Source organism: Halorientalis marina (assembly GCF_023028345.1).
Taxonomy (GTDB): Archaea; Halobacteriota; Halobacteria; order Halobacteriales; family Haloarculaceae; genus Halorientalis; species Halorientalis marina.
The window spans coordinates 250,071-269,235 of sequence record NZ_CP095487.1 but is presented as its reverse complement, the minus strand read 5'-3'; the positions used below and the strand labels follow the sequence as shown (position 1 = coordinate 269,235).

17 protein-coding genes and 1 tRNA gene are annotated in these 19,165 nt (G+C 68.8%); 5 read left to right on the top strand and 13 right to left on the bottom strand.

What is annotated here, in order from left to right:
- Window positions 1-9: 9 nt before the first annotated feature.
- The 6 genes from MUG96_RS01490 to MUG96_RS01465 form a co-directional block, all read right to left on the bottom strand.
- On the bottom strand, window positions 10-378 hold the full coding sequence (locus MUG96_RS01490; protein WP_246985869.1) for a DUF7344 domain-containing protein: 369 nt from the start codon (window positions 376-378) through the stop codon (window positions 10-12).
- Between the two features lie 252 nt (window positions 379-630).
- A tRNA-Pro gene (locus tag MUG96_RS01485) sits at window positions 631-703 on the bottom strand.
- Between the two features lie 75 nt (window positions 704-778).
- Complete coding sequence (locus tag MUG96_RS01480; protein ID WP_246988728.1) at window positions 779-2,635, bottom strand: SLC13 family permease; 1,857 nt, start codon at window positions 2,633-2,635, stop codon at window positions 779-781.
- Between the two features lie 137 nt (window positions 2,636-2,772).
- Window positions 2,773-4,743, bottom strand: a complete 1,971-nt coding sequence (locus MUG96_RS01475; protein WP_246985867.1) for a hypothetical protein — start codon at window positions 4,741-4,743, stop codon at window positions 2,773-2,775.
- 125 nt (window positions 4,744-4,868) lie between these two features.
- Window positions 4,869-6,923: a DEAD/DEAH box helicase gene (locus MUG96_RS01470; RefSeq protein WP_246985865.1), complete on the bottom strand. Its 2,055-nt coding sequence runs from the start codon at window positions 6,921-6,923 to the stop codon at window positions 4,869-4,871.
- A gap of 77 nt (window positions 6,924-7,000) precedes the next feature.
- Window positions 7,001-7,432, bottom strand: coding sequence for a cupin domain-containing protein (locus tag MUG96_RS01465; protein ID WP_246985863.1), 432 nt, complete (start codon window positions 7,430-7,432; stop codon window positions 7,001-7,003).
- A 114-nt stretch (window positions 7,433-7,546) separates the two neighbouring features.
- Here MUG96_RS01465 and MUG96_RS01460 point away from each other — a divergent pair, with 114 nt between their 5' ends.
- Both MUG96_RS01460 and MUG96_RS01455 read left to right on the top strand, forming a co-directional pair.
- Window positions 7,547-8,767: a site-2 protease family protein gene (locus MUG96_RS01460; protein ID WP_246985861.1), complete on the top strand. Its 1,221-nt coding sequence runs from the start codon at window positions 7,547-7,549 to the stop codon at window positions 8,765-8,767.
- Between the two features lie 83 nt (window positions 8,768-8,850).
- On the top strand, window positions 8,851-9,693 hold the full coding sequence (locus MUG96_RS01455; RefSeq protein ID WP_246985859.1) for a polyprenyl synthetase family protein: 843 nt from the start codon (window positions 8,851-8,853) through the stop codon (window positions 9,691-9,693).
- Between the two features lie 53 nt (window positions 9,694-9,746).
- On the opposite strand, the gene MUG96_RS01450 is transcribed toward MUG96_RS01455, so the two are convergent.
- The 3 genes from MUG96_RS01450 to MUG96_RS01440 all read right to left on the bottom strand — a co-directional run bounded on the left by MUG96_RS01450 (window position 9,747) and on the right by MUG96_RS01440 (window position 11,737).
- Window positions 9,747-9,995 (bottom strand): type II toxin-antitoxin system HicB family antitoxin, encoded by a 249-nt coding sequence (locus MUG96_RS01450; RefSeq protein ID WP_246985857.1) that lies wholly within the window; start codon window positions 9,993-9,995, stop codon window positions 9,747-9,749.
- A 67-nt stretch (window positions 9,996-10,062) separates the two neighbouring features.
- Window positions 10,063-11,145 carry a DUF373 family protein gene (locus MUG96_RS01445; protein WP_246985855.1) on the bottom strand — a complete coding sequence of 361 codons (1,083 nt, stop codon included), beginning with the start codon at window positions 11,143-11,145 and terminating at the stop codon, window positions 10,063-10,065.
- A 46-nt stretch (window positions 11,146-11,191) separates the two neighbouring features.
- Window positions 11,192-11,737 (bottom strand): phosphate-starvation-inducible PsiE family protein, encoded by a 546-nt coding sequence (locus tag MUG96_RS01440; RefSeq protein WP_246985853.1) that lies wholly within the window; start codon window positions 11,735-11,737, stop codon window positions 11,192-11,194.
- Window positions 11,738-11,841: 104 nt separating this feature from the next.
- Here MUG96_RS01440 and MUG96_RS01435 point away from each other — a divergent pair, with 104 nt between their 5' ends.
- The 3 genes from MUG96_RS01435 (at window position 11,842) to MUG96_RS01425 (ending at window position 14,791) form a co-directional block, all read left to right on the top strand.
- The gene (locus MUG96_RS01435) at window positions 11,842-12,864 is read left to right on the top strand and encodes a radical SAM protein (RefSeq protein ID WP_246985851.1); all 1,023 of its coding nucleotides are present in this window, start codon (window positions 11,842-11,844) and stop codon (window positions 12,862-12,864) included.
- A gap of 102 nt (window positions 12,865-12,966) precedes the next feature.
- On the top strand, window positions 12,967-13,602 hold the full coding sequence (locus tag MUG96_RS01430) for a nitrous oxide reductase accessory protein NosL (RefSeq protein WP_246985849.1): 636 nt from the start codon (window positions 12,967-12,969) through the stop codon (window positions 13,600-13,602).
- A 100-nt stretch (window positions 13,603-13,702) separates the two neighbouring features.
- Window positions 13,703-14,791, top strand: a complete 1,089-nt coding sequence (locus tag MUG96_RS01425; RefSeq protein WP_246985847.1) for a nitrous oxide reductase accessory protein NosL — start codon at window positions 13,703-13,705, stop codon at window positions 14,789-14,791.
- On the opposite strand, the gene MUG96_RS01420 is transcribed toward MUG96_RS01425, so the two are convergent.
- From MUG96_RS01420 to MUG96_RS01405, 4 genes are read right to left on the bottom strand one after another with little or no spacing between them, the layout of a single operon-like run.
- Complete coding sequence (locus tag MUG96_RS01420) at window positions 14,788-15,471, bottom strand: SCO family protein (RefSeq protein ID WP_246985845.1); 684 nt, start codon at window positions 15,469-15,471, stop codon at window positions 14,788-14,790. The two genes, MUG96_RS01425 and MUG96_RS01420, sit on opposite strands and share 4 nt — an antisense overlap.
- A gap of 56 nt (window positions 15,472-15,527) precedes the next feature.
- A complete protein-coding gene (locus MUG96_RS01415; RefSeq protein WP_246985843.1) occupies window positions 15,528-16,343 on the bottom strand; it encodes an ABC transporter permease subunit in 816 nt (271 codons plus the stop codon).
- Window positions 16,340-17,104: an ABC transporter ATP-binding protein gene (locus MUG96_RS01410; RefSeq protein WP_246985841.1), complete on the bottom strand. Its 765-nt coding sequence runs from the start codon at window positions 17,102-17,104 to the stop codon at window positions 16,340-16,342. Before MUG96_RS01410 ends, MUG96_RS01415 begins: the two co-directional genes overlap by 4 nt.
- Window positions 17,101-18,981 carry a NosD domain-containing protein gene (locus MUG96_RS01405; RefSeq protein WP_246985839.1) on the bottom strand — a complete coding sequence of 627 codons (1,881 nt, stop codon included), beginning with the start codon at window positions 18,979-18,981 and terminating at the stop codon, window positions 17,101-17,103. The genes MUG96_RS01410 and MUG96_RS01405 overlap by 4 nt, the downstream gene beginning before the upstream one ends.
- Window positions 18,982-19,165 lie beyond the last annotated feature (184 nt).

Sequence of the window (19,165 nt, the reverse complement as noted above, 5' to 3'; positions counted from 1 at the left end):
CGTCGCCTCCTAGAGTCGCGCGGACGAGATCGCGTCGGCCACCTCGAAGAGCGTGTGCAGGTCGTCGTGGTCGGCCCGTTCGTCGAACCAGACGAGCGAGCGGCGATCGTCGTAATCGATGAGCCGTCGATCCGCCAACCTGGGCAGGTGGTCGTGGCGGAGTCTGAGCACTGCTCGAGTCCGTTCGTAGCCGAACGAACGGACGAGAGCGTCGACGAGATCCGCCACGGGGACCGATTCGTCGGACTGGGACAGGAGATACTGGACGATGACCTGCCGCTCCTCGTCGGCGAGCAACTCGAACAGGGCAGCAATCCTCGTCGAGGAAGGCCCCCGACTCGATTCGCTACCGTCCTGATATCCCCCACTGTGTGCCATACCCACCTCTCGTTCGATCGGCTTGGCAGTTAGTTATTCACCGTTTACTAGCTCGATAGTTACGCGATGGTCAGGGGTGCCGCGACTCGACAGCGGGCGACCGGATGCCGGAGCCGCAATGGCGTGTTATTCAAATGAGGGTGGGATCGCCCGGATTTGGAACCGAAGGAAGACTCGCGTCGCTCGTCTTCCAGGGTTCAATTCCGTGCTCACCAGTTGCTGTCGCTTACGAGTTCGTTCACGACAGCAACATGGGATCGCCCGGATTTGAACCGGGGTCACGGGCACCCAAGGCCCGAAGTATACCAAGCTAACCCACGATCCCGTATTCTCATGTCACCGACAGCCGGACCTAAGCCTTTCGTTGGCGGACGGCGGTCGCGCCAGCGCATCGCGGGCCTCAGAGCCCCCAGATCGCGGCGATCCCGAGGGTGGTGACGACGGCGAAAATCGCCTGCAGGGGCGTCCCAACGCGGAGGTAGTCGGTGAAGCGGTAGCCACCGGGGCCGTAGACGAAGAGGTTCGTCTGGTAACCGACGGGGGTCATGAAGGCCGTCGAGGCGGCGAAGGTAACGGCGAGGACGAAGGAGAACGCGGAGGCACCGAGGTCGGCGGCCACCTGAACGGCGACGGGAATCATCAACACGACGGCGGCGTTGTTGCTGATGACGTTGGTCAGCGTCGCGGTCACGACGTACATCAGGCCGAGGACGGCGATGGGCGGGAGCGCGGCGGCGGCGATGACGACGAGATCGGCGATGAGGTCCGCGCCGCCGGTCCGTTCCATGGCGATGCCGAGCGGGATGACGCCGGCGAGCAGGAAGATCACGTCCCACTGGACGGCCTCGTAGACCTCGTGCGGTTTGAGACAGCCGGTGACGACCATCCCGAGCGAACCGGCGAGTGCGGCGGTGACGATGTGGATGGGCGTGAACGCGGCCGCGAGGACGACGGCCGTGACCATCCCGATAGCGACGGGGATCTTCGACTGACGGAAGTCGGGGCGTTCGACCTCCTGGGCGACGATGAAGTTCCGGTTCGCGTTCAGGCGGTCGATGCTGCCGGGCGTCGCCTGCACGAGCAGCGTGTCGCCGACCCGGAGTCGAATGCGGTCCATGCGTTGGCGAACGAGTTCCCCGCCCCGGCGGAGCGCGAGCACGGTCGCATCGTACCGCTGCCGGAAGTTCGTGGAGGCGAGGGTCTCGCCGACGAGGCTGGCGCCGGGCGCGACGACCACCTCGACGAGGTTCTGCCCCTCGTCGGCCCCTTCGAGCACCATCTCGTCGACGGTCACCTCGGCGAGCAGGTCGAACCCCTCCGCGTCGCTCAACTCGACGAGCGTATCGCGGTCGGTCCGGACGGCGAAAATATCGCCGACGTGGATCGTCTTCGGTCCGAGGGGTTCGAGGAAGATCTCGTCGCCACGGATCAACTGGATGAGGTCCACGTCGAAGTCGGTATCCCTGAGCGCGTCGCGGACGGTCTGGCCGACGACCGGCGAGTCCTCGCGGACGATCACCTCCGTCAGGTACTCGCTCATCTCGAACTCCTCGGTGAGGTCTCCCTCGGGCTTGATCCGGGCGGGCGTGAGCCACCGGCCGACGGTCAGGAGGTAGATCGTCCCGACGATGGTGACGACGACGCCGAGCGCGGTGAACTCGAACATCGAAAAGGGGGTTCCGGGGACGCCGAGGCGGCCCGCGATCTCGCTGGCGAGGATGTTGGTCGACGTGCCGATGAGTGTCAACATCCCGCCGAACATCGAGGCATAGGAGAGGGGAATGAGAAGCTTCGACGGGGAGGTCCGCCCCTGGTGGGCGAGGTCGGTCACCATCGGGAGGAGGATGGCGACCGCCGCGGTGTTGTTGATGAAGCCGGAGATGGGGCTGATGAAACCGATGGTCGCCGAGAGCTGTTTGAGTTCGCTGTCGCGCGTGACCGCGGCGATCTTCGCGCCGAGTATCTGGATGACCCCGGTCTTCTGGACGCCGGCGCTCAACACGAACATCGCGAGGACGGTGATCGTCGCGGCGTTTGCGAACCCGGAGAGGCCCTGGTCGACGACCGTCAGCCCCGCCTCCGGATCACTGAGGACGACGAGCGGCTCGGCGAGCAGCCCGACGCTCGCCAGGATGGCCGAAACCGGCTCGACGAGCAACAGCGCGACCATCACGCCGATTGCCGTAATGTCGATGGGGACCGGTTCCGTGGCGAACAGTACCAGTGCCACGAGGATCAGCGCGAACACCAGCAGCATCGCCGGCGTGATCGGGGGCAGTGCCACGCCCACCACCTCACGCGCGTCGTTCAAAAAAACCGCGTTCCCGGCGGCACCCGCCGCACCGACCGGCTGAATGGCGTCGTCGGTCGTGGCGCTGCCGTTACCGACCGTCGCTACGCACCGACGGAGTTGCGCACGTCAGCGTACGCGGCTGCGAACGACTCCTCGCTGCGGAAGCAGTCGGCAGCGATAGCCACCGGGTCCAGGCGCGTCTCCCCGCGGCGACCGCCGATCACGAAGGTCAGGCCGTCGCCCTCGCGCCACTCGCCGCCCACGGAGCGCCGGATGACTTCCGCGAAGTAGCCCCCCGTCTCGACGATCCGGGCGGTCAGGTAGGAGTCGTCGACGCCGGAGCCGTCGAGGACCACGTCGGGCACGTCGTCGGTCTCGTACTCCGCGCGGACGAGGCGGTCGAGTCGTTCCAGGGACTTCGGCGAGAAGTCCAGGTCGTAGCCCGGCCACGTCGCCGCAAAGCCCTTCGCGTCCTCGGTCACGTCCGCAGCCGTCAACGGTTCGGCCTCGCCGCCCCCGTCGCCGAGGTCGAGCGTCTCACCGTCCTCGACAGCCGGGTCCGCGTCGCCCGACTCCGCGTCTGCCGTCGACTCCCGACGCTCGTCCGGCACCGCCCCGCTGGATTCGGCCGCGTCGGCCGTGCCGTCGCCGGACTCGGCCAGCGCGTCGGCGGCCGCCGCCACCGCGTCGTCGTCGGCACCGTCCGCCGGTGCCGGGTCGTATGCCGCCGCGTCGTCTGTCTCGGCCGAGTCGTCGGTCGTCGCCGTGTCCGCCCGGTCCTCGTCCGTGCGGTCGGCAGCCGAGCGGTCAGCACCCGGTCGCTCGGCGTCGTTCGTAGCCCGGCCGGGCGCTGCCGGGTGGTCGTCACCGACCGCGTCGCCGGCTGCCGACGCCGCTCCAGCCCCCTCCGCGTTCGGTTCTTTCGAAGGTGGCGTTTCCGACGGAGCGTCAGCCACGGGCTCGGCCGTCGATTCGTCGGTCGCCGCCGGCTCGTCGGTCGGTGTCGCGTCCTCCGTCTCGGTCGAGCCGGTATCGGAGGTCTCGGGCGAGTCCGTACCGGAGGTCTCCGGCGGGGCGGCGTCGAGGCTCGCGTCGTGGTCGGCGTCGGTCGACGGTTCGGCGGGGTCGATGGCGTTCACGTCGAGGCCGGCGTCCTCGATACAGCGGTTGTACTCGAGGACGAACCGCGGGGCACCGCGGAGCCCCTCGCCGGCCACGTCGAAGACGGGGACGGTGATCCAGCCGTCGCTGCCGGCGGAGACGTCGACGACCACCTCGCCCGCCCGGCGGTTCCACTCCCCGCCGAGGTGGCGGACGATGACCTCGCCGAAGTAGCTCCCGAACTGCTTGAGGCGCTCGCGGTACATCTTCGCGTCCATGTCGTCGCCACCCACGTCGACGCCGTCGAACTCGCCGGGGTCGAACTCGCGTTCGACGAGGTCGTCGAGGCGGACGACCGACGCGGGCGAGAAGTCGAGGTCGTAGGTATCCCAGGTGCCGGGGACCGACTCGGCGACCTCGCGCATCTCCGGGCGCACCTCGTCGGTCTCGACTGCCTCGTCTTCGTCGTCGTCCTCGTCGACCTCGACGCCGAGCTGGCGGGCCGTCTCGACGAACGCCGGCGCCTCGGCGAAGGAGTGAGCGGCGACCTCGAAGGCGTCGACGATCGTTTCGTCCTCGCCGGTGGGCACCTGCACGGCCCAGACCTCGCCGTTTCTGGTCCACTGGCCGTCGGCTTCGCGGACCAGCACCTCACCGAAGTAGCTGCCGGCACGGATGGTGTAGGCGGTGTGCATCCGGGCGACCGCCTCGTCGTCGTCACGGTCCGCGGCCATCACGTCCAGCCGGGCGCCCTGCTGGTCGGCGAAGGTGTCGAGTCGCGGGAGGGATTCGGCGGTGAAATCCAGGTCGTCGACGCCCCAGTCCTGGACGGCGTCGACGGCCTTGTTACGGAAGTCGGTCGGCGTCGGCTCGCCGTGGTTCGCGGGGCGGGGCACGTCGTCGGTCAACTCGGGTTCGTCGTCCCCCGCCTCGCCCCCGAGGGCACCCCGAACCGAGTCGAACAGTCCCATACCCAACCATTCCCGTGGGCCGCGAAAACCCTTGTGGCGTTGCGCCACGGCCGCAACGCTCGCGTCGCGCCACGGGTCCCTGCGGTCCCCGTTCCGCCTCGAAGCCTCTGCGGTCGACCCCGCAGTCACCGGTCGTCGTCGCGCAGTTCCAGGTCGGCCACGATGCCGTACGGGTCACGGCCCTTGCGGATGCCGTCGAGCATCAGGAAGGCCTCGTCGGGCGCGAGGAAGTGCCGGGTCACCGCCCGCCCGAGCGGCGTCGGGGCCAGCCCGTCGATGAACTCGTACTCCAGCAGTTTGGCGAGGGCGTGTTTCGTCGGCACCTCGCCGACCATCCGCTCGTTGAGGCGCTTCGCCGCCTTCCCGCCGACGGTGACGTTCGCCAGCGTCTCCGCGACCGCCGCCGACTCGTCGTAGCGGGTGATGACCGGCTCCATCTCCCCCTTGAGGAGCTTGAACGCCACCTCGTCCTCGGTCATCTCCATGCTGTTGTGATACGAGGTGTCCGGTTCGACCAGCATGTACACCGTCCCCTTGTCGTGGTAGTCCGGCCGGCCCGCGCGGCCGAGCATCTGACTGAACTCCTGGACCGTCAGCCACTCGATGCCCATGGCGAGGGTGTCGAAGATGACCTGCGAGGCCGGGAAGTCAACGCCCGCCGACAGCGCCGCCGTCGTCACGACCGCCGCGAGGTCCTGGTCGGCGAACTGTCGCTCGACCTTCTTCCGGCGCTTGTAGTCCAGGCCGGCGTGATACGGCGCGGAATCGTACTGCAGTTTCCGGGAAATCTCGTGGCACCGCCGCCGTGAGTTGGTGAAAATGATGGTCTGCCCGCGGTAGCCCTTCGAGGATTTCGTGTCGAACTCCCGTTTCACGAGGCGGTCCTCGATCTCGGTTTTCTCGCGGCTGTCCGCGAACGTGAGGTGGCGCTCGATGGGCACCGGCCGCTCCTCGAACTCGATGAGCGTCGCCCGGAGCTTCTCGGCCAACTGCGAGGGGTTCCCGACCGTCGCCGAGAGGTAAATCCACTGGGTGTCGGTGTTGGTCGCCGACCCGCCGGCCTGCTCCTCACAGTAGTACTTCAGCCGCGAGATGAGACCGTCCAGCCGGTGACCCCGTTCGCCCTCGCCCAGCGTGTGGACCTCGTCGATGACGACCGTCCCGATGTCGCCCAGGTCTTTGCCCGTCCGGAGCGCGTGGTCGATTCCCTCGTAGGTACCGACGATGATGTCGGCGTCGGGTGAGAAGCGATTGCCGTCGTCGTTGATGCGGGAGGCGCCGACGCGGATGGTCACGTCGCAGATGTCGCCGTAGCGCTCCTCGAAGGCCTCGTGTTTCTGGTTCGCGAGCGCGACGAGGGGCACGAGAAAGAGCATCTTCCCCTCCCCGTTCAGGACGCGGTCGATGCCGGCCATCTCGCCGATGAGGGTCTTCCCGGTCGCCGTCGCGCTGACGACCAGCTGGTCCTGCCCGTCGAGGGCGCCGTTCTCGACGGCGAGGCTCTGGACGGGCAGGAGGGTGTCGAAGCGGTTCTCGAACTTCGACTGGACGCCGGGGTGCATCGAGAGGGAGTCGACGCGGACGGGGTCGACCTCGTCGACGGTCGCGCTGATCTCGTCGAACTTCGTCAGGTCCGGGTCGAGTTCGCCCTGGAGGAGGTTCGTGATGCGTTCGAGGTCCTGTACCTCGAACAGGAGGTCCTCCAGGCGCTCGCGGGCGTCGGCGCTCATCCCGCCCTGGAAGGACAGTTCCCGGTCGAGTTCGCGGCGCGCACAGTCGGGACAGATGGTCTCGCCGTCGGCCTCGATGGCCGTCTCGGCGGTGATAGGCGAGTACCGGCCGCTGGAGGCGCAGTACCGGCAGGTCCGGACCACCTTGGCGTCGAGCTGGTAGGCGTCGAGCATCGACTGGAGTTCCGCGCGGCCTTCGCGGGAGGTCTGCTCGGAGATGCGGATGCGGGTCGCGCGGCGGGCGATGTCGACGAACTCGTCGGGACTGCGCGGCTCCTCGCTGGTGCCCTCCTTGACCCGGAACCGGCCCGGGCGGGGACCGGCACCGGTCTCCTTGAGTTCGAGGACGGCCTGGAAGAGGCGGTCGCCGTCCCGCTCGACGACGACGCGGTACTCGTCGCCGGCCTCGTGGAGGAACAGCGTATCCACCTGCGCGACCTGCTGTGACACGAGTCAGGGTAGACGACGGTCCTATTTCAGTCGCTCGGAACGACGAGCGGTGCTCGGGCGGCCGGCGGACTGGTCCGTCACTCCTCGGTCAACCGAATCTCGTCGTCGCCGGTCGGCACGGCGCAGATGAACGCGCCCTCCTCGTCGCCCTCGTTGCGGTACCAGTGGACGACGCCGGCGGGGATGAGGAGGGAATCGCCCGCCGAGACGGTGTGTTCCTCGCCGTCGTCGACGGCTTCGCCGTCTGCATGAGGCGTCTCCGACGCCTCTCCGATACCCACCGTGTACTCGCCGCGGAGGACGTACTGTTCGTGTTCGATCTCGTTGGTGTGTTTCGGGACCTCGCCGCCGGGCGCGAGCGTGAACCGGCGGATGGCGAGGTTCGGTGCGCCGTGTTCCTCGCCGACGAGGACGCCCTTCGAGAGCCCGTCGGCGGCGCCGACGGCCTCGTACTCGATGTCCTCGGCGCGGCGGAGCACCGGCGACGGTCGCTCTGTCGAGTCGCTCATAGCCTCTGATACGGCCGAGGCGGACAAAGCCGTGGCGGTCGGGTCGTGCCGTCGGCACCCGCCCCGTCGACCGGCATACACGCGCTTAAGGTTCTCGCGGGCCTACCATTGCGTATGCGAAGCTTCCGGATCGGGAGTGCCTTTGGCATACCGATCAAACTCGATCTGACCTTCCTGCTCGTCCTGCCGCTGTTCGCGTGGCTGATCAGCGTCCAGATCGCGGAGTACGTGAACATCCTCAACGGGGTCTGGGCGGCCGAGATCGCACCCGAAGCGCTGGCGGACCCGACCCTCTCTATCGTCATCGGGATCGTCGCCGCCGTTGGCCTGTTCGCCGGCGTCGTCCTCCACGAACTCGGGCACTCGCTCGTGGCTATGCGCTTTGGCTTCCCCATCTCGTCGATCACGCTCTGGCTGTTCGGCGGCGTTGCCCAGCTGGAGGAGATGCCCGAGGACTGGAAACAGGAACTGCTCATCGCCGTCGCCGGTCCCGTCGTCTCGGTGGCGCTCGGCGTGGGCTCGTACGTCGCCTTCCTGCTCGCCCCGAGCAGCGCGCCCGTCGCGCGGTTCCTGCTCGGCTACCTCGCGCTCATGAACGTCGCGCTCGCGATCTTCAACATGCTCCCCGGCTTCCCGATGGACGGCGGGCGCGTCCTCCGGGCGCTTCTGGCCCGCAACCGGCCCTACGCCCGGGCCACACAGATCGCCGCCGAAGTGGGCAAGGTCTTCGCCATCCTGCTCGGCCTGTTCGGTCTCTTCGGCGGCGGCGGCCTCTTCCTGATCGCCATCGCCTTCTTCATCTACATCGGCGCCTCCGGGGAGGCCCAGCAGACCGTCATGCGGGCGGCCTTCGAGGGCGTCACCGTCTCCGACATCATGACGCCCGCCGACGACGTGGAGACCGTCCACCCGGAGGACAGCGTGGCCGCCCTCCTCGAACGGATGTTCCGCCAGCGCCACACCGGGTACCCCGTCGTCCGCGACGGCAACGTCGTCGGCCTCGTGACGCTGGAGGACGCACTGGAGGTCAAGGAGGTCGAACGCGACGCCTACACCGTCTCGGACGTGATGACGGCCGACCTGGAGGCCGTCGAGCCCGACCTCGGCGCGATGGACGCGCTCACCCGGATGCAAAAGGAGGGCATCGGCCGCCTGCTCGTCATGGACAACGGCGGCTTCGGCGAGGCCGCCGACGGCGACCTCGTCGGCCTCGTCACCCGGTCGGACGTGATGACCGCACTCTCGATCATCAAGCAGAGCGGGCGCGTCCGCGGCAGCGACGAGGACCCCGCCCCGAACCCGCCGGCCTCCGAGCCCGAGCCCGAGCGGTTCTGAGCGCGGCGACCGGAGGCCCCGCGAGCGGCGGCGGAGGCCGGATTCCGTCACGCTCAAACCGACGCAACCCTGACTAGACGGTGATGGAGTACCTGGAGCGTCGTCGGTCGCGCGTCGACGAACGGCTGGAGGCGGTGCTCGACGCCGTAGAACCGTCGGAGTTGGCCGACGAGGTGCGCCAGATTTCGCTTTCTGGTGGGAAGCGCGTCCGCCCGACGGTGACGGTGCTTGTCTGTGAGGCGCTGGGCGGCGACCCCGACGACGCCGTCGACTTCGCGGTCGGGATCGAACTCGTCCACAACGCCTCGCTCGTCATCGACGACATTATCGACGACTCCGAGACCCGCCGCGGGGTCGATAGCGCCTGGGCCGCCTTCGGCCACGGCCCGGCGATTATCGCCTCCGACGGCCTGCTCGGGGAGGCCTTCGCCCTCTTTTCGACCGACGAGCGCGCGATGCAGGTGGTCGCCGAGTCGATGGTCGAACTCGGGGAAGGAGAGGCGACCGAACTCGTCGCCCAGCCGGAAAACGAAGCGGAGTACCTGGAACTGGCCCGCCGGAAGACCGGCGCGCTCTTCCGTGCCGCCGCGGAACTGGGCGCGGTCGCCGCCGACGCCGACGCCTACACCGTCGAGGCCGTCGGCCAGTACGCCGAGCGGGTCGGCATCGCCTTCCAGATGCGCGACGACGTGCTCGACGCGACCGCCGACGCCGGCGACCTCGGGAAGCCGACGGGCCACGACGCCGAGATGGACCGCCCGTCGCTCGTCCAGGTCACCGAACTCACGCCCGAGGAGGCGAACGAGCGCGCCCACGAGATGTCCGACGACGCGCTCGCGGCGCTCGCGACCGTCGACGCCGAGGACTCGCAGGCGCTCGCCTATCTGGAGGACCTCGCCGAGTTCGTGGTGGTTCGTGAGCGGTGAGCGAAGCGAGCCGTGAACGCAGTTCGTGAACGGTAGGTCCCTCCGGATTCCCCCTACTGCATGACGTCGGGGAGGTCCCGCGGGTCGGTGACCTGCGCGGGATCGATGCCGTGGTCTTCGAGGTACGCGACCTCGTCGTCGATGGAACTACCAGTGCCGTCGGTGTGGTACGCGACCGCCTCGTCGAGGACTTCGAGCGCCTCGCGGCGCGTCTCGGCCCGGCTGACGACACCGGTGTCGACGTCGACCGCGGACCACTCGCCGTCCGTTTCTTCGATGAGACGGATCTCCCGAGAACTCATGCCCGGGTCTACGTCCGACCTCGAAATAAGCGTTCGGCCGACCTCGGTGGTGGCAGCGACGCGTCGGTCAGGCCGACGTGCCCTCGGTCGGGAACCGTGACTCGGCGACGGCGAAGGCGAGCGTGCTGGCGAGCCCGAGGATCGTCCCGCCGGTCAGCACCGCCGCCAGGAACGAGAGGGTAACGAACCCGAGGAAGTACGCGCTCACACCGTGGAGGACGGCCCCGATGGCGACGACGTAGAAGGGGGCGTTGAGGTACCGCCACTGGAAGGCGTCGGCCAGGTACTCGTCGGTGAGCCGGCCGAAACTGGAGGTGATACCGGCCACTGCGAACCAGCGAACGGCGCCGTACAGCAGGGCGGCGATGACCTCCAGCGGCGCGAGCGTCCCGCGGGCGATCCGGAGGCCATCCAGCGTCTGGACGCCGTTGACCCCGCCGACGAGCAGCAGGGCCGCGGCGACGACGTAGGTGATCAGCGTCACGCGACCGGCGTACAGTCCCGAGCGCAGGCGGCCGATGGCCGAGTCGAGCAGGCGCTCGACGCCCAGGCCGCGGCCGAGGACGTACAGCCCCAGCAGGCCGGAGGTCATCCCGAACACCGCGCCGGGCATCCCCAGCGAGTCCGCGATGATGGCGAGCGGATAGATGAGCAGCAGGATACCCAGCGGCACGAGGATGGTCCCCCGTGTCTCGGGGTCGTCGAGCACCTGTTTGATGGTGTAGTACATCGATTCGAGGTCCTGTGCCTGGCGGACGACGACGCGGCGGACGCCGTCGATACGGATCCGCGAGCGGATGACGGGGACGACAGACTCGTCCTGTGCGCCGTCGGTGACGACCAGCGCGCGCACGTCCTCGCCGGTCGAGAGGGTCGCGAGGATGTTGTCGACCTCCTCGCCGACCTTCCTGTTCGCGGCCACGTCGCTGCCGTCGACGCCCGTGACCGCCGCGACCTCGACGGTCTCGTCCTCGATGGTGTCGTGGAGGTGCAACCCCTCGAAGAGGACGTTCACGTCGCTGTCCTCGGGGTCCGCGGTCGCGAGCGCGACGGCGGCATCCTCGACATCGTCCCGACCGATGACTGGCGTCTCGATGCCGGTCTTGCGGCCGATGTCGTTGTCCAGGTCCACACACAGGACCAGCAGCATCACTCGACAGTTCGCCGCTTTCGGTTATGTGCTTTCCGGCGGCCGGTCAGTACTGCGCCGGTTCGTCGCCCTCGCCGCCGACGAACTGGTAGCTGACGAACAGCAGGACCCCGAGCGTCAGCGTCAGCAGGGCGTAGGAGGCCGCGACCATCAGCGCGTCCGTCTTCGTCGCGAACTCCCCCGTCCGGAAGACGATGGCCTTCCGGACCAGCGCGATGACGCCCGTGAAGATCACCAGCCGGAGAATCCGCGCGGTCTCGTCCGACCGCGCGTAGGCGATGACCGTGTTGTACACCTCGACGATGATGAACAGCAGGAGGGCGGTGTCGATGAACCCGATGACGACCAGCGGGTCGCTGATGTCGCCGCTCCGGATCTCGTTGACGATCTGGAGCCCCAGATCGAACACGCCGATGGCGAAGAGCACGACGAGGACGAACCCCGCGACCAGTTCGACGAGCTGCATTACCCGCTCCGAGAAGTCGACGAACGGATCGATCCTCGTTCCGGGGAGTGCGGTCGACGTCGGCTCGTCAGCCTCCCCGCTCGCCGTCGCAGTCTCGGCGTCGCCGTCGGGGTGGTCCTCGGCCATAGCCCTACCAGGGGCCGAAACATGAAAAAAGACCCCGCCGGCCACGAGGGCGTCGGTCCGTTCCGCACGCCTTTTGCCGCTCGACCGAAAAGAACGGGTAACCGATGATCTCCGAGGGCTGTGAACAGTGTGCCAAAGGCGGCAAGATGGTGCTGTTCGTCTACGGCTACTGTGACCAGCGCGACTGCTTCTACTGCCCGCTCGGCGAGAACCGCAAGAACGTCACCGACGTCTACGCCAACGAGCGCCTCGTGGAGGACGACGAGGACGTCATCACAGAGGCAAAGCGCATGGACGCGCTGGGCACCTCCATCACCGGCGGCGAGCCACAGGAGGCGATGGGGAAAACGACGCGCTATCTCTCCCTGCTGAAAGACGAGTTCGGCGAGGACCACCACACCCACCTCTACACCGGCATCACCGGCGGCCGCGAGAACATGCGCCGCCTCAGCGAGGCCGGCCTCGACGAGATCCGCTTCCATCCCCCCTTCGAGCAGTGGGGCGACCTCCACGGGACCGAGTGGGAAGACATCCTCTACATCGCCCGTGAGGAAGGCCTCACCCCGGCCTTCGAGATTCCCGGCATCCGCCCCGAAGGGGAGTTCCTCGACTTCCTCGACGAGGGCGCCGCCGAGTTCTGCAACATCAACGAGTTCGAGATGTCCGACGGGAACTACCGCCGGATGCAGGAACAGGGCTTCGAGCTGAAAGACGACCACATGAGCGCCGTCGAGGACACCCGCGAGGCCATCCTCGATGAGATGGGGGACCACGAGAAGGTCTACTTCTGTACTTCCGTGTTCAAGGACGCCGCCCAGCACCGCCGACGGCTCAAGCGGATGGCCCGACAGATTCGGCGCCCCTTCGACGAGGTGACCGACGACGGCACCCTCGTCTACGGGAAGACCTGGGCCGAACCCGACCGCTTCGAGCGCCTGGGCGTCCCCGAGGAGTTCTACACCGTCAAGTCCGACCACGTCGAGGTCGCGTGGTGGCTCCTGGAGGACATGATCGAGGACGGCGACCTGAGTGAGGGGGAGATCGTCGAGCAGTATCCGACCTACGACGGGCAGGTCGTGGAACGGACGCCGCTGTCTGCCGGGACGCGAACTGCTGCTGGCGATTGAGGTCGGTTGGCGACCGCGAACGACCGCAGGGAGTGCGCGGGTCGAGCCGGCGTTCGAGAATCGTACCTGAGGTTACTTTCGCGCGGCGACGAACGACAACGTATGTGCCATCACTGCGACGGCGGGGCGGACTCGCGGGCGGCCGGATCGGTCAGCGACCGGGTGACGCGCCGTCAGCTCCTCACGTGCGGCGTGGCGGGGCTCGCGGCAGTCACGGCCGGGTGCTCGTCGTCCCCGGGCGGTGACGGGCCGACCGCCGACGCCCCGGCGGCGATCACGCTCGACGACGACGACGCCTGTGAGCTCTGTGGGATGATCATTCCGAACCACCCGGGGCCGTCGGTAGAGATCTTCTACCCACAGCACACGCCGTCGGGTCACGAGAACCCCGCTCGGTTCTGTAGCACCTGGGAAGCGTTCAAGTACGACTTCGACCGGCAGGACCGCGGCTGGGAGCGATCCGTCATGTACGTCACGGACTACTCGGCAGTCGACTACGACGTGTTCGAGGGCGGTGGCGACCAGCTCATCACGAGACACCCACAGGCCGACGCGTTCGTCGACGCGTCGGCGGTGACGTTCGTCGCCGGCTCGCCGGTCAAAGGCGCGATGGGGAAAGACCTGATCGCGTTCTCGGAGCGAGGTGACGCCGAGTCGTTCCGGTCGACGTACGGCGGCGAACTCGTCGGCGTCGACGAGGTGACGCCGGAGCTCATCGCCCAGCTCGCGAACGCGTGACGGGCGGGGCTCGGCGAGCGGTGGGCGTGGGGAGGTGTCCGTCTTCACTTTCGAGGAACGTGCTACGGGTTCTATATCACTGAACTGCGAACCAGCAGGTATGTGCAATCGAGATGTCGAGGAGCGTGTCGTGACACGGCGTCGACTCCTGAGCGCGAGCGCACTCGCAGTCGCCGCGGGGCTCGCTGGCTGTGGGCAACAAGGCAGTGAGACGACGACCGGCCCCGGCACTGACACGACCACGAGCACAGATACGACCACGACGACCGCGACTCCGTCGGCCGACCTCTCGGAACCGGTCGAGCCCGTCCCCGAGGAGTCCCGGTGTGCGGTCTGCAACATGTACGCCGCGGACTATCCGGCGTGGAACGCCCAGGCGACACACGAGAACGGAGACCGGAAGTACTTCTGTTCGCCGGGGTGTCTCACGGCGTACCACGCCACGCCGAGCCACTTCGACGACGCCCACTCCCAGGACGACCTGGCCTACGAGTGGGTTCGGGCGTACCGCTCGCGGGAGTACGTCGACGCGACGGCGGCGTACTACGTCCTCGAGGAGACGGCGGCACACATCGACGCGCCCATGGGCGAGAACCCGGTGCCGTTCGCCGAGGAGAGCGAGGCACGGGCCTACGTCGAGGAGTACGATGACCGGACGCGCGAGGACATCGTCGAACTCGCGGCGTTCGACGTGCCGCTGGCCCGGCGCTTCCGGGCGAGTTTCCTCCCCGAGGTCGACGAGCAGTCGATCCTCGAACCGGTCTCGGTGCCGGAAGACACCGAGTGTACGGTCTGTAACATGCAGCCCGCGAACTTCCCGGCGTGGAACGCCCAGGCCAGCCACGAGCGCGGCGACCGCGACTTCTTCTGTTCGCCGGGCTGTCTGGCGGCCTACTACGCCGACCCCGGCCACTTCGTCGAGGGGCGCGAACAGGCCGACGTCGTCGGCGTCTGGGTCCACGACCACGACAGCGAGGACCTCGTCGAGGGAACGCTGGCGTCGTACGTCCTCGATACGAACGCCGACCGGACCGGCGGTCCCATGATGGGCAATCCGCTCCCCTACGCCGACCTGGCCGACGCCCGGGCCTACGTCGAGGAGTACGACGACCTGACGACCGAGGACATCGTGCGGTTGCAGTCGATCACCCGCGAGGACGCCAGCGCCTACCGGGCGAAGTTCCTCTAGCCCTGCCGACTGCGAATCCGTTCGAGGTCGGCGAGGACCCGTTTCGACTTCGGTTCGTTCCCGGAGTAGGCGCGCTCGACGACACCCTCGTCGTTCGCCAGCACGATCAACCCGAGGTGGTTGAACATGTATTCCGCCTCGCCGGTCGCTTTCGTCCGCTCGAAGGTCACGCCGTACGTGTCCTGGACGACCTCCTTCGCGCGGTCGCGGCCCGCCGGGCGGAGGAAATGCCAGTTCCCCGCGTCGAGGTCGACGCCCATCATGTCGGCGTACTGTGCGAGTCGCTCGGCGTCGTCACGCCGTGGGTCGAACGTGACCGCCAGGAAGACGATATCGTCGGCGAATCCCGCCTCGCTGGCGGCCGCCTGGACGCGCGCGAGGTCGGAGATGAGGATCGGACAGACCGTGTTGCAGTTGCTGTAGAAAAACGTCATTACCACGTGTCGGTCGCCGAGGTCGGTCGTCGTGATCTCGCGCCCGGCGAGCGGGGCACGCAGTGTCGCCGCCGGGAGTCGCTGGCCGTGCGCGGGATAGGGGAGGTCGGAACTGCTCAGCTGTCGGTCCGGTTCGTCGAGGTAGGTCCGCTCGCGCTCGCCACCGCCCAGAACCGAGCCGACACAGCCGGCAGTCCCGAGCGCGCCGACCGTGACAGCCGCCGTGAGGTACCTGCGTCGGTGCATCGAGTCGGGATAGGACCGAAGGCGACGAAAACCCCGTAGTACGGTTCTCGAAAGCGTCAGATCCGCCAGATCGCGTAGGTCGCGACACCGGCGCCGCCCACGACCCAGCAGCACAGACCGACCGCGCTCGCGAGGGGGGCAGCGGCCCGGATCGACCCCGCCGTCGCCACGTCGACGACGGTCTGTAACACGATGCCGCGATACGCGCCTGCAGGCGAGAGTGCCAGCACTGCCAGGACGGCCTCCGATCCGAGGGTGTCAAGCGCCTCCACCAGCCCGAGGTCGACGACCGCTGTGAGCGCGACCCAGAGGGCCACGAGCGTCGCCGCTGCGCTCCGTGTCCCGCCGGCGACGGCCGAGACGGCGACGGCCACCGAGAGCGCGGCCAGGCCGAACAGCGTCGTCGACGAGAGCAGGCGCAGGAACAGGACGGCCGAGTCCGTACTGCTGTGAGTGGCGACCAACTGCGTCGTCGGGCCGCCGGCGAACCACACCAGCCCCATCGTCGGGAGGAGTGCCGCGACGATCCCCGCGGTCAGGGCGACACCGCGCCCGACCAGCACGCTCGCGACGACGGTCGCACGCGAGACCGGGAACGTCGAGAGGACGGCGAGTTCGCCGCGTCGACGGTCGTCGAGCAGTGCACGATAGCCGACGGTAAACGCCAGCAGGGGAACGAGCAGTTCGAGTGCGGGCAACAGGTCGACCACCGCCGGGAGGTACCCACTCGCCGCGGCACCGCTGACCGAGACCAGTCCCGCCGCGAGGACGGCCAGTGCCACGACGAGGAGGCCGAACGCGCGCGTGGTGAGAACCGTCGTGGCCTCGCGGCGCGCCAGCACGCGGAGTCGTGTCAGGGGATGGCGCGTCACGGGTCCACCCCGCGCCGGACGGTGCCGCCACCGGCGTCGGTCACCGTGGTCTCGAACGCGTCGGTCAGCGAACGGACGTCCAGATCGGCGAGGACGGTGGCGGTCGGGCCGGCGGCCTGGACCGTCCCGCGGTCCAGCAGGACGACCCGGTCGGCACCCGTGCTCACCGCGTCGAGGTCGTGGGAGGCGACCAGCACGCCCCGGCCGGCGGTGGCGAGGTCGCCGAGCACGTCGAACACCCGGGCGGTCATCGCCGGGTCGAGACCGCTCGTCGGTTCGTCGAGCACGAGGACCGGAGGGTCGCCGACCAGCGCGATGGCGACGCCCAGCAGACGCCGCATCCCACCGGACAGCGTCTCGACCGTCGCCTCGGCGACGCCGTCGAGACCGACCCGCGACAGCACCGCGTCCGCGTCCGGGCCCCCATCGACGAGCGCCGCGTACGTCTCGATCGTGCGACGGACGGAGAACCCCTCCCGGGGGCGGAGCGACTGGGGCAGGTACCCGACGGGCCGTGGCGCGTCCGTCTCGGCCACGGACACCGTGCCGTCCCGTGGCGTCCGGACCCCGGCGACGAGGCGGAGCAGTGTCGACTTGCCGCTCCCGTTCGGGCCGACCAGCGCCGTCACGGCGTCGGTCGGCACCGACAGGGAAACGTCGTCGAGCACGCACAGGTCGCCGTAGCCGTCGTCCAGTCCGGTGACGGTCACCGTGGGTGTCGATTCGGTCGGTCGGTCGTGAGTGTCGTGCGTCCGGGTCATGCGTTCTGAGCAGTCGCGTCAGCGTCCCCCGCCGCCGCGAGTCGGTTCGAGTTCAGCGGTGCATCGGCCGGGTGCCGGTCGACGACGCCGCTCGCTCGCATCCCGGGAACGAGCTGCGCGAGGAGGTCGCCAGCGAGCCGGACCGGCGAGCGTGCGAGCGTCACCCGGCCGGGTTCTCGCAGGGTCGCGTCCACGGCGTCGAGCGGTGCGTACGGGCGGGGGAGGCGGTCCGAACCGACGGTGACGGTCGTGTCCCAGTAGTTCCCCCGGCGCGGCGTCGACCAGACCCGCGCCATTCCCTCGGTCGCGCGGACCTGCCGGTCGTTGTCCAGGAAGTCGTTCCCGACCAGGCGGTTCGAGGCGACGTAGTTCTCGGCGCGCACGCCAACCTCGTTCCCGGCGACGACGTTCCCGGTGTACCTGGAGGTCCGGGTGCCGATGGTCAGGCCGACGCGGTTGTCGACGAGCGTGTTGTCGACGACGGAGGAGCGTGCGCCTGCCGTGACGATGCCGTGATTGCTGTCACGAACGTCGTTGCCGACCAGCGCGTTCCCGCTCGGCCGCGTCATGACGACGAGGCCGGTCTGGGCGTCCCGGACGGTGTTGTTCGCCAGCAGGGTCCCGGAGGTGAACATGAGGTGGACGCCGAAGCGTTGCCGCCCCATCGTCGAGTCCCGGACCACCAGCCCGTCTGCCCTGTGTGCGTACACGCCGTCCAGTCCGCCCCGGAACGTCGAGCGCTGGACGACCACGGGCGTCCCCATCGCCATCACGCCCATGTAGCCCTGGTTCGGGGTGGGGTCGCCCCGGACGACCACGTCGTCGACGACGGCACGGGACCCGTTCCGGTAGAGCAGTCCGTTCGAGGGTGTCTCGATCGTCACCGAGTCGACGAGCGTCCGGTCGCCACCGATGACAGCGATGCCGGCGTCGCCGCGGCCGTAGGTCTGCTCGACTTTGGAGTCCCAGTCGCGGGTTCGTGTGTCGTCACGCAGGTCGATACGCGTCGTGCCGACGCCCGAGATCCGGAGGTCGGCGACCGCGGTGTGTGACGACGCGAGGGTGACGACGGTGCCGCTCCCGTTCCCGCCGAGGTGCGTGTCCACCCCGGCACCGCGGAGCGTGAGCGGCTTGGTCACGCGGACCCGCTCGGCGTACCGTCCGGGCGGGATCCGAACGGTCGTGTTCGGTGGTGCCTCGCGGACGGCGCCCTGGATCGTCGGGGCGTCGCGCCCGACGACGGTCGAGACCGGGCGGTCGAGCAGGGGGTCGACCGCGGCGACGGTGGCGTTCGCCCGTGCACTGCGTCGCGCCGGCCACTCGGGGCGGTCGACGGACGCCGCCTCGTCGAACCGGTCACGGACCGTCCGCCAGGGGTGGACCGTCCCGTTCTCCCGGGCGGCGAACCGCGCCGCCGTGGCCGCGTCGGTGAACGGGACGACCGCCGTCCGGGCCTCGGTCGACACGACCACGTAGTGGGCGTCGCTCGCGTCGATCCACGTCGGACGCGTCTCGAACGACGTGTTCAGGAACCCGTCGCGCGTCAGTCGCGGTCGCGCCGTCGAGAACGCACTCACGTAGATGGCGACGGGGGGGCCGAGTCGTCGGGTGCGGCCGTCGCGGGCGGTCGAGCGCGCGAACGAGGCGACGCCGTAGTACCCGACGACGAACTCCGACTGGGCGTAGAAGACCTGGGCTTTCGGGATGGTGTGGCCGGCCGCCCGTGCGACCCGCACCGTCTCGCTCGATAGCCCCGTCCGGATCGTCTCGCCGAACCTGACCGGTTCGGGTGTCGTCCCACCGGGACCGATCACGAACGGGAGGACGAACAGGCCGAGAACGGCCACACCGGCCAGCAACAGCGTGTGAGTGCGCATCGATCGTCACCACCGGTGCGGCCGAGCGAGCGTGTGAGCCAGCACGCGACGGGCGGCGGCGCCGCGGCGTGACGGGACGGTCGGGGTGGTGGGACGGCGCATCGTCCGTCACTCGGTCGCCACGGCGTCTTCAGTCCCGTAGTACGTTTCTCGAAGGCTGGAACACGGCCTCGGTCCCGCCGGC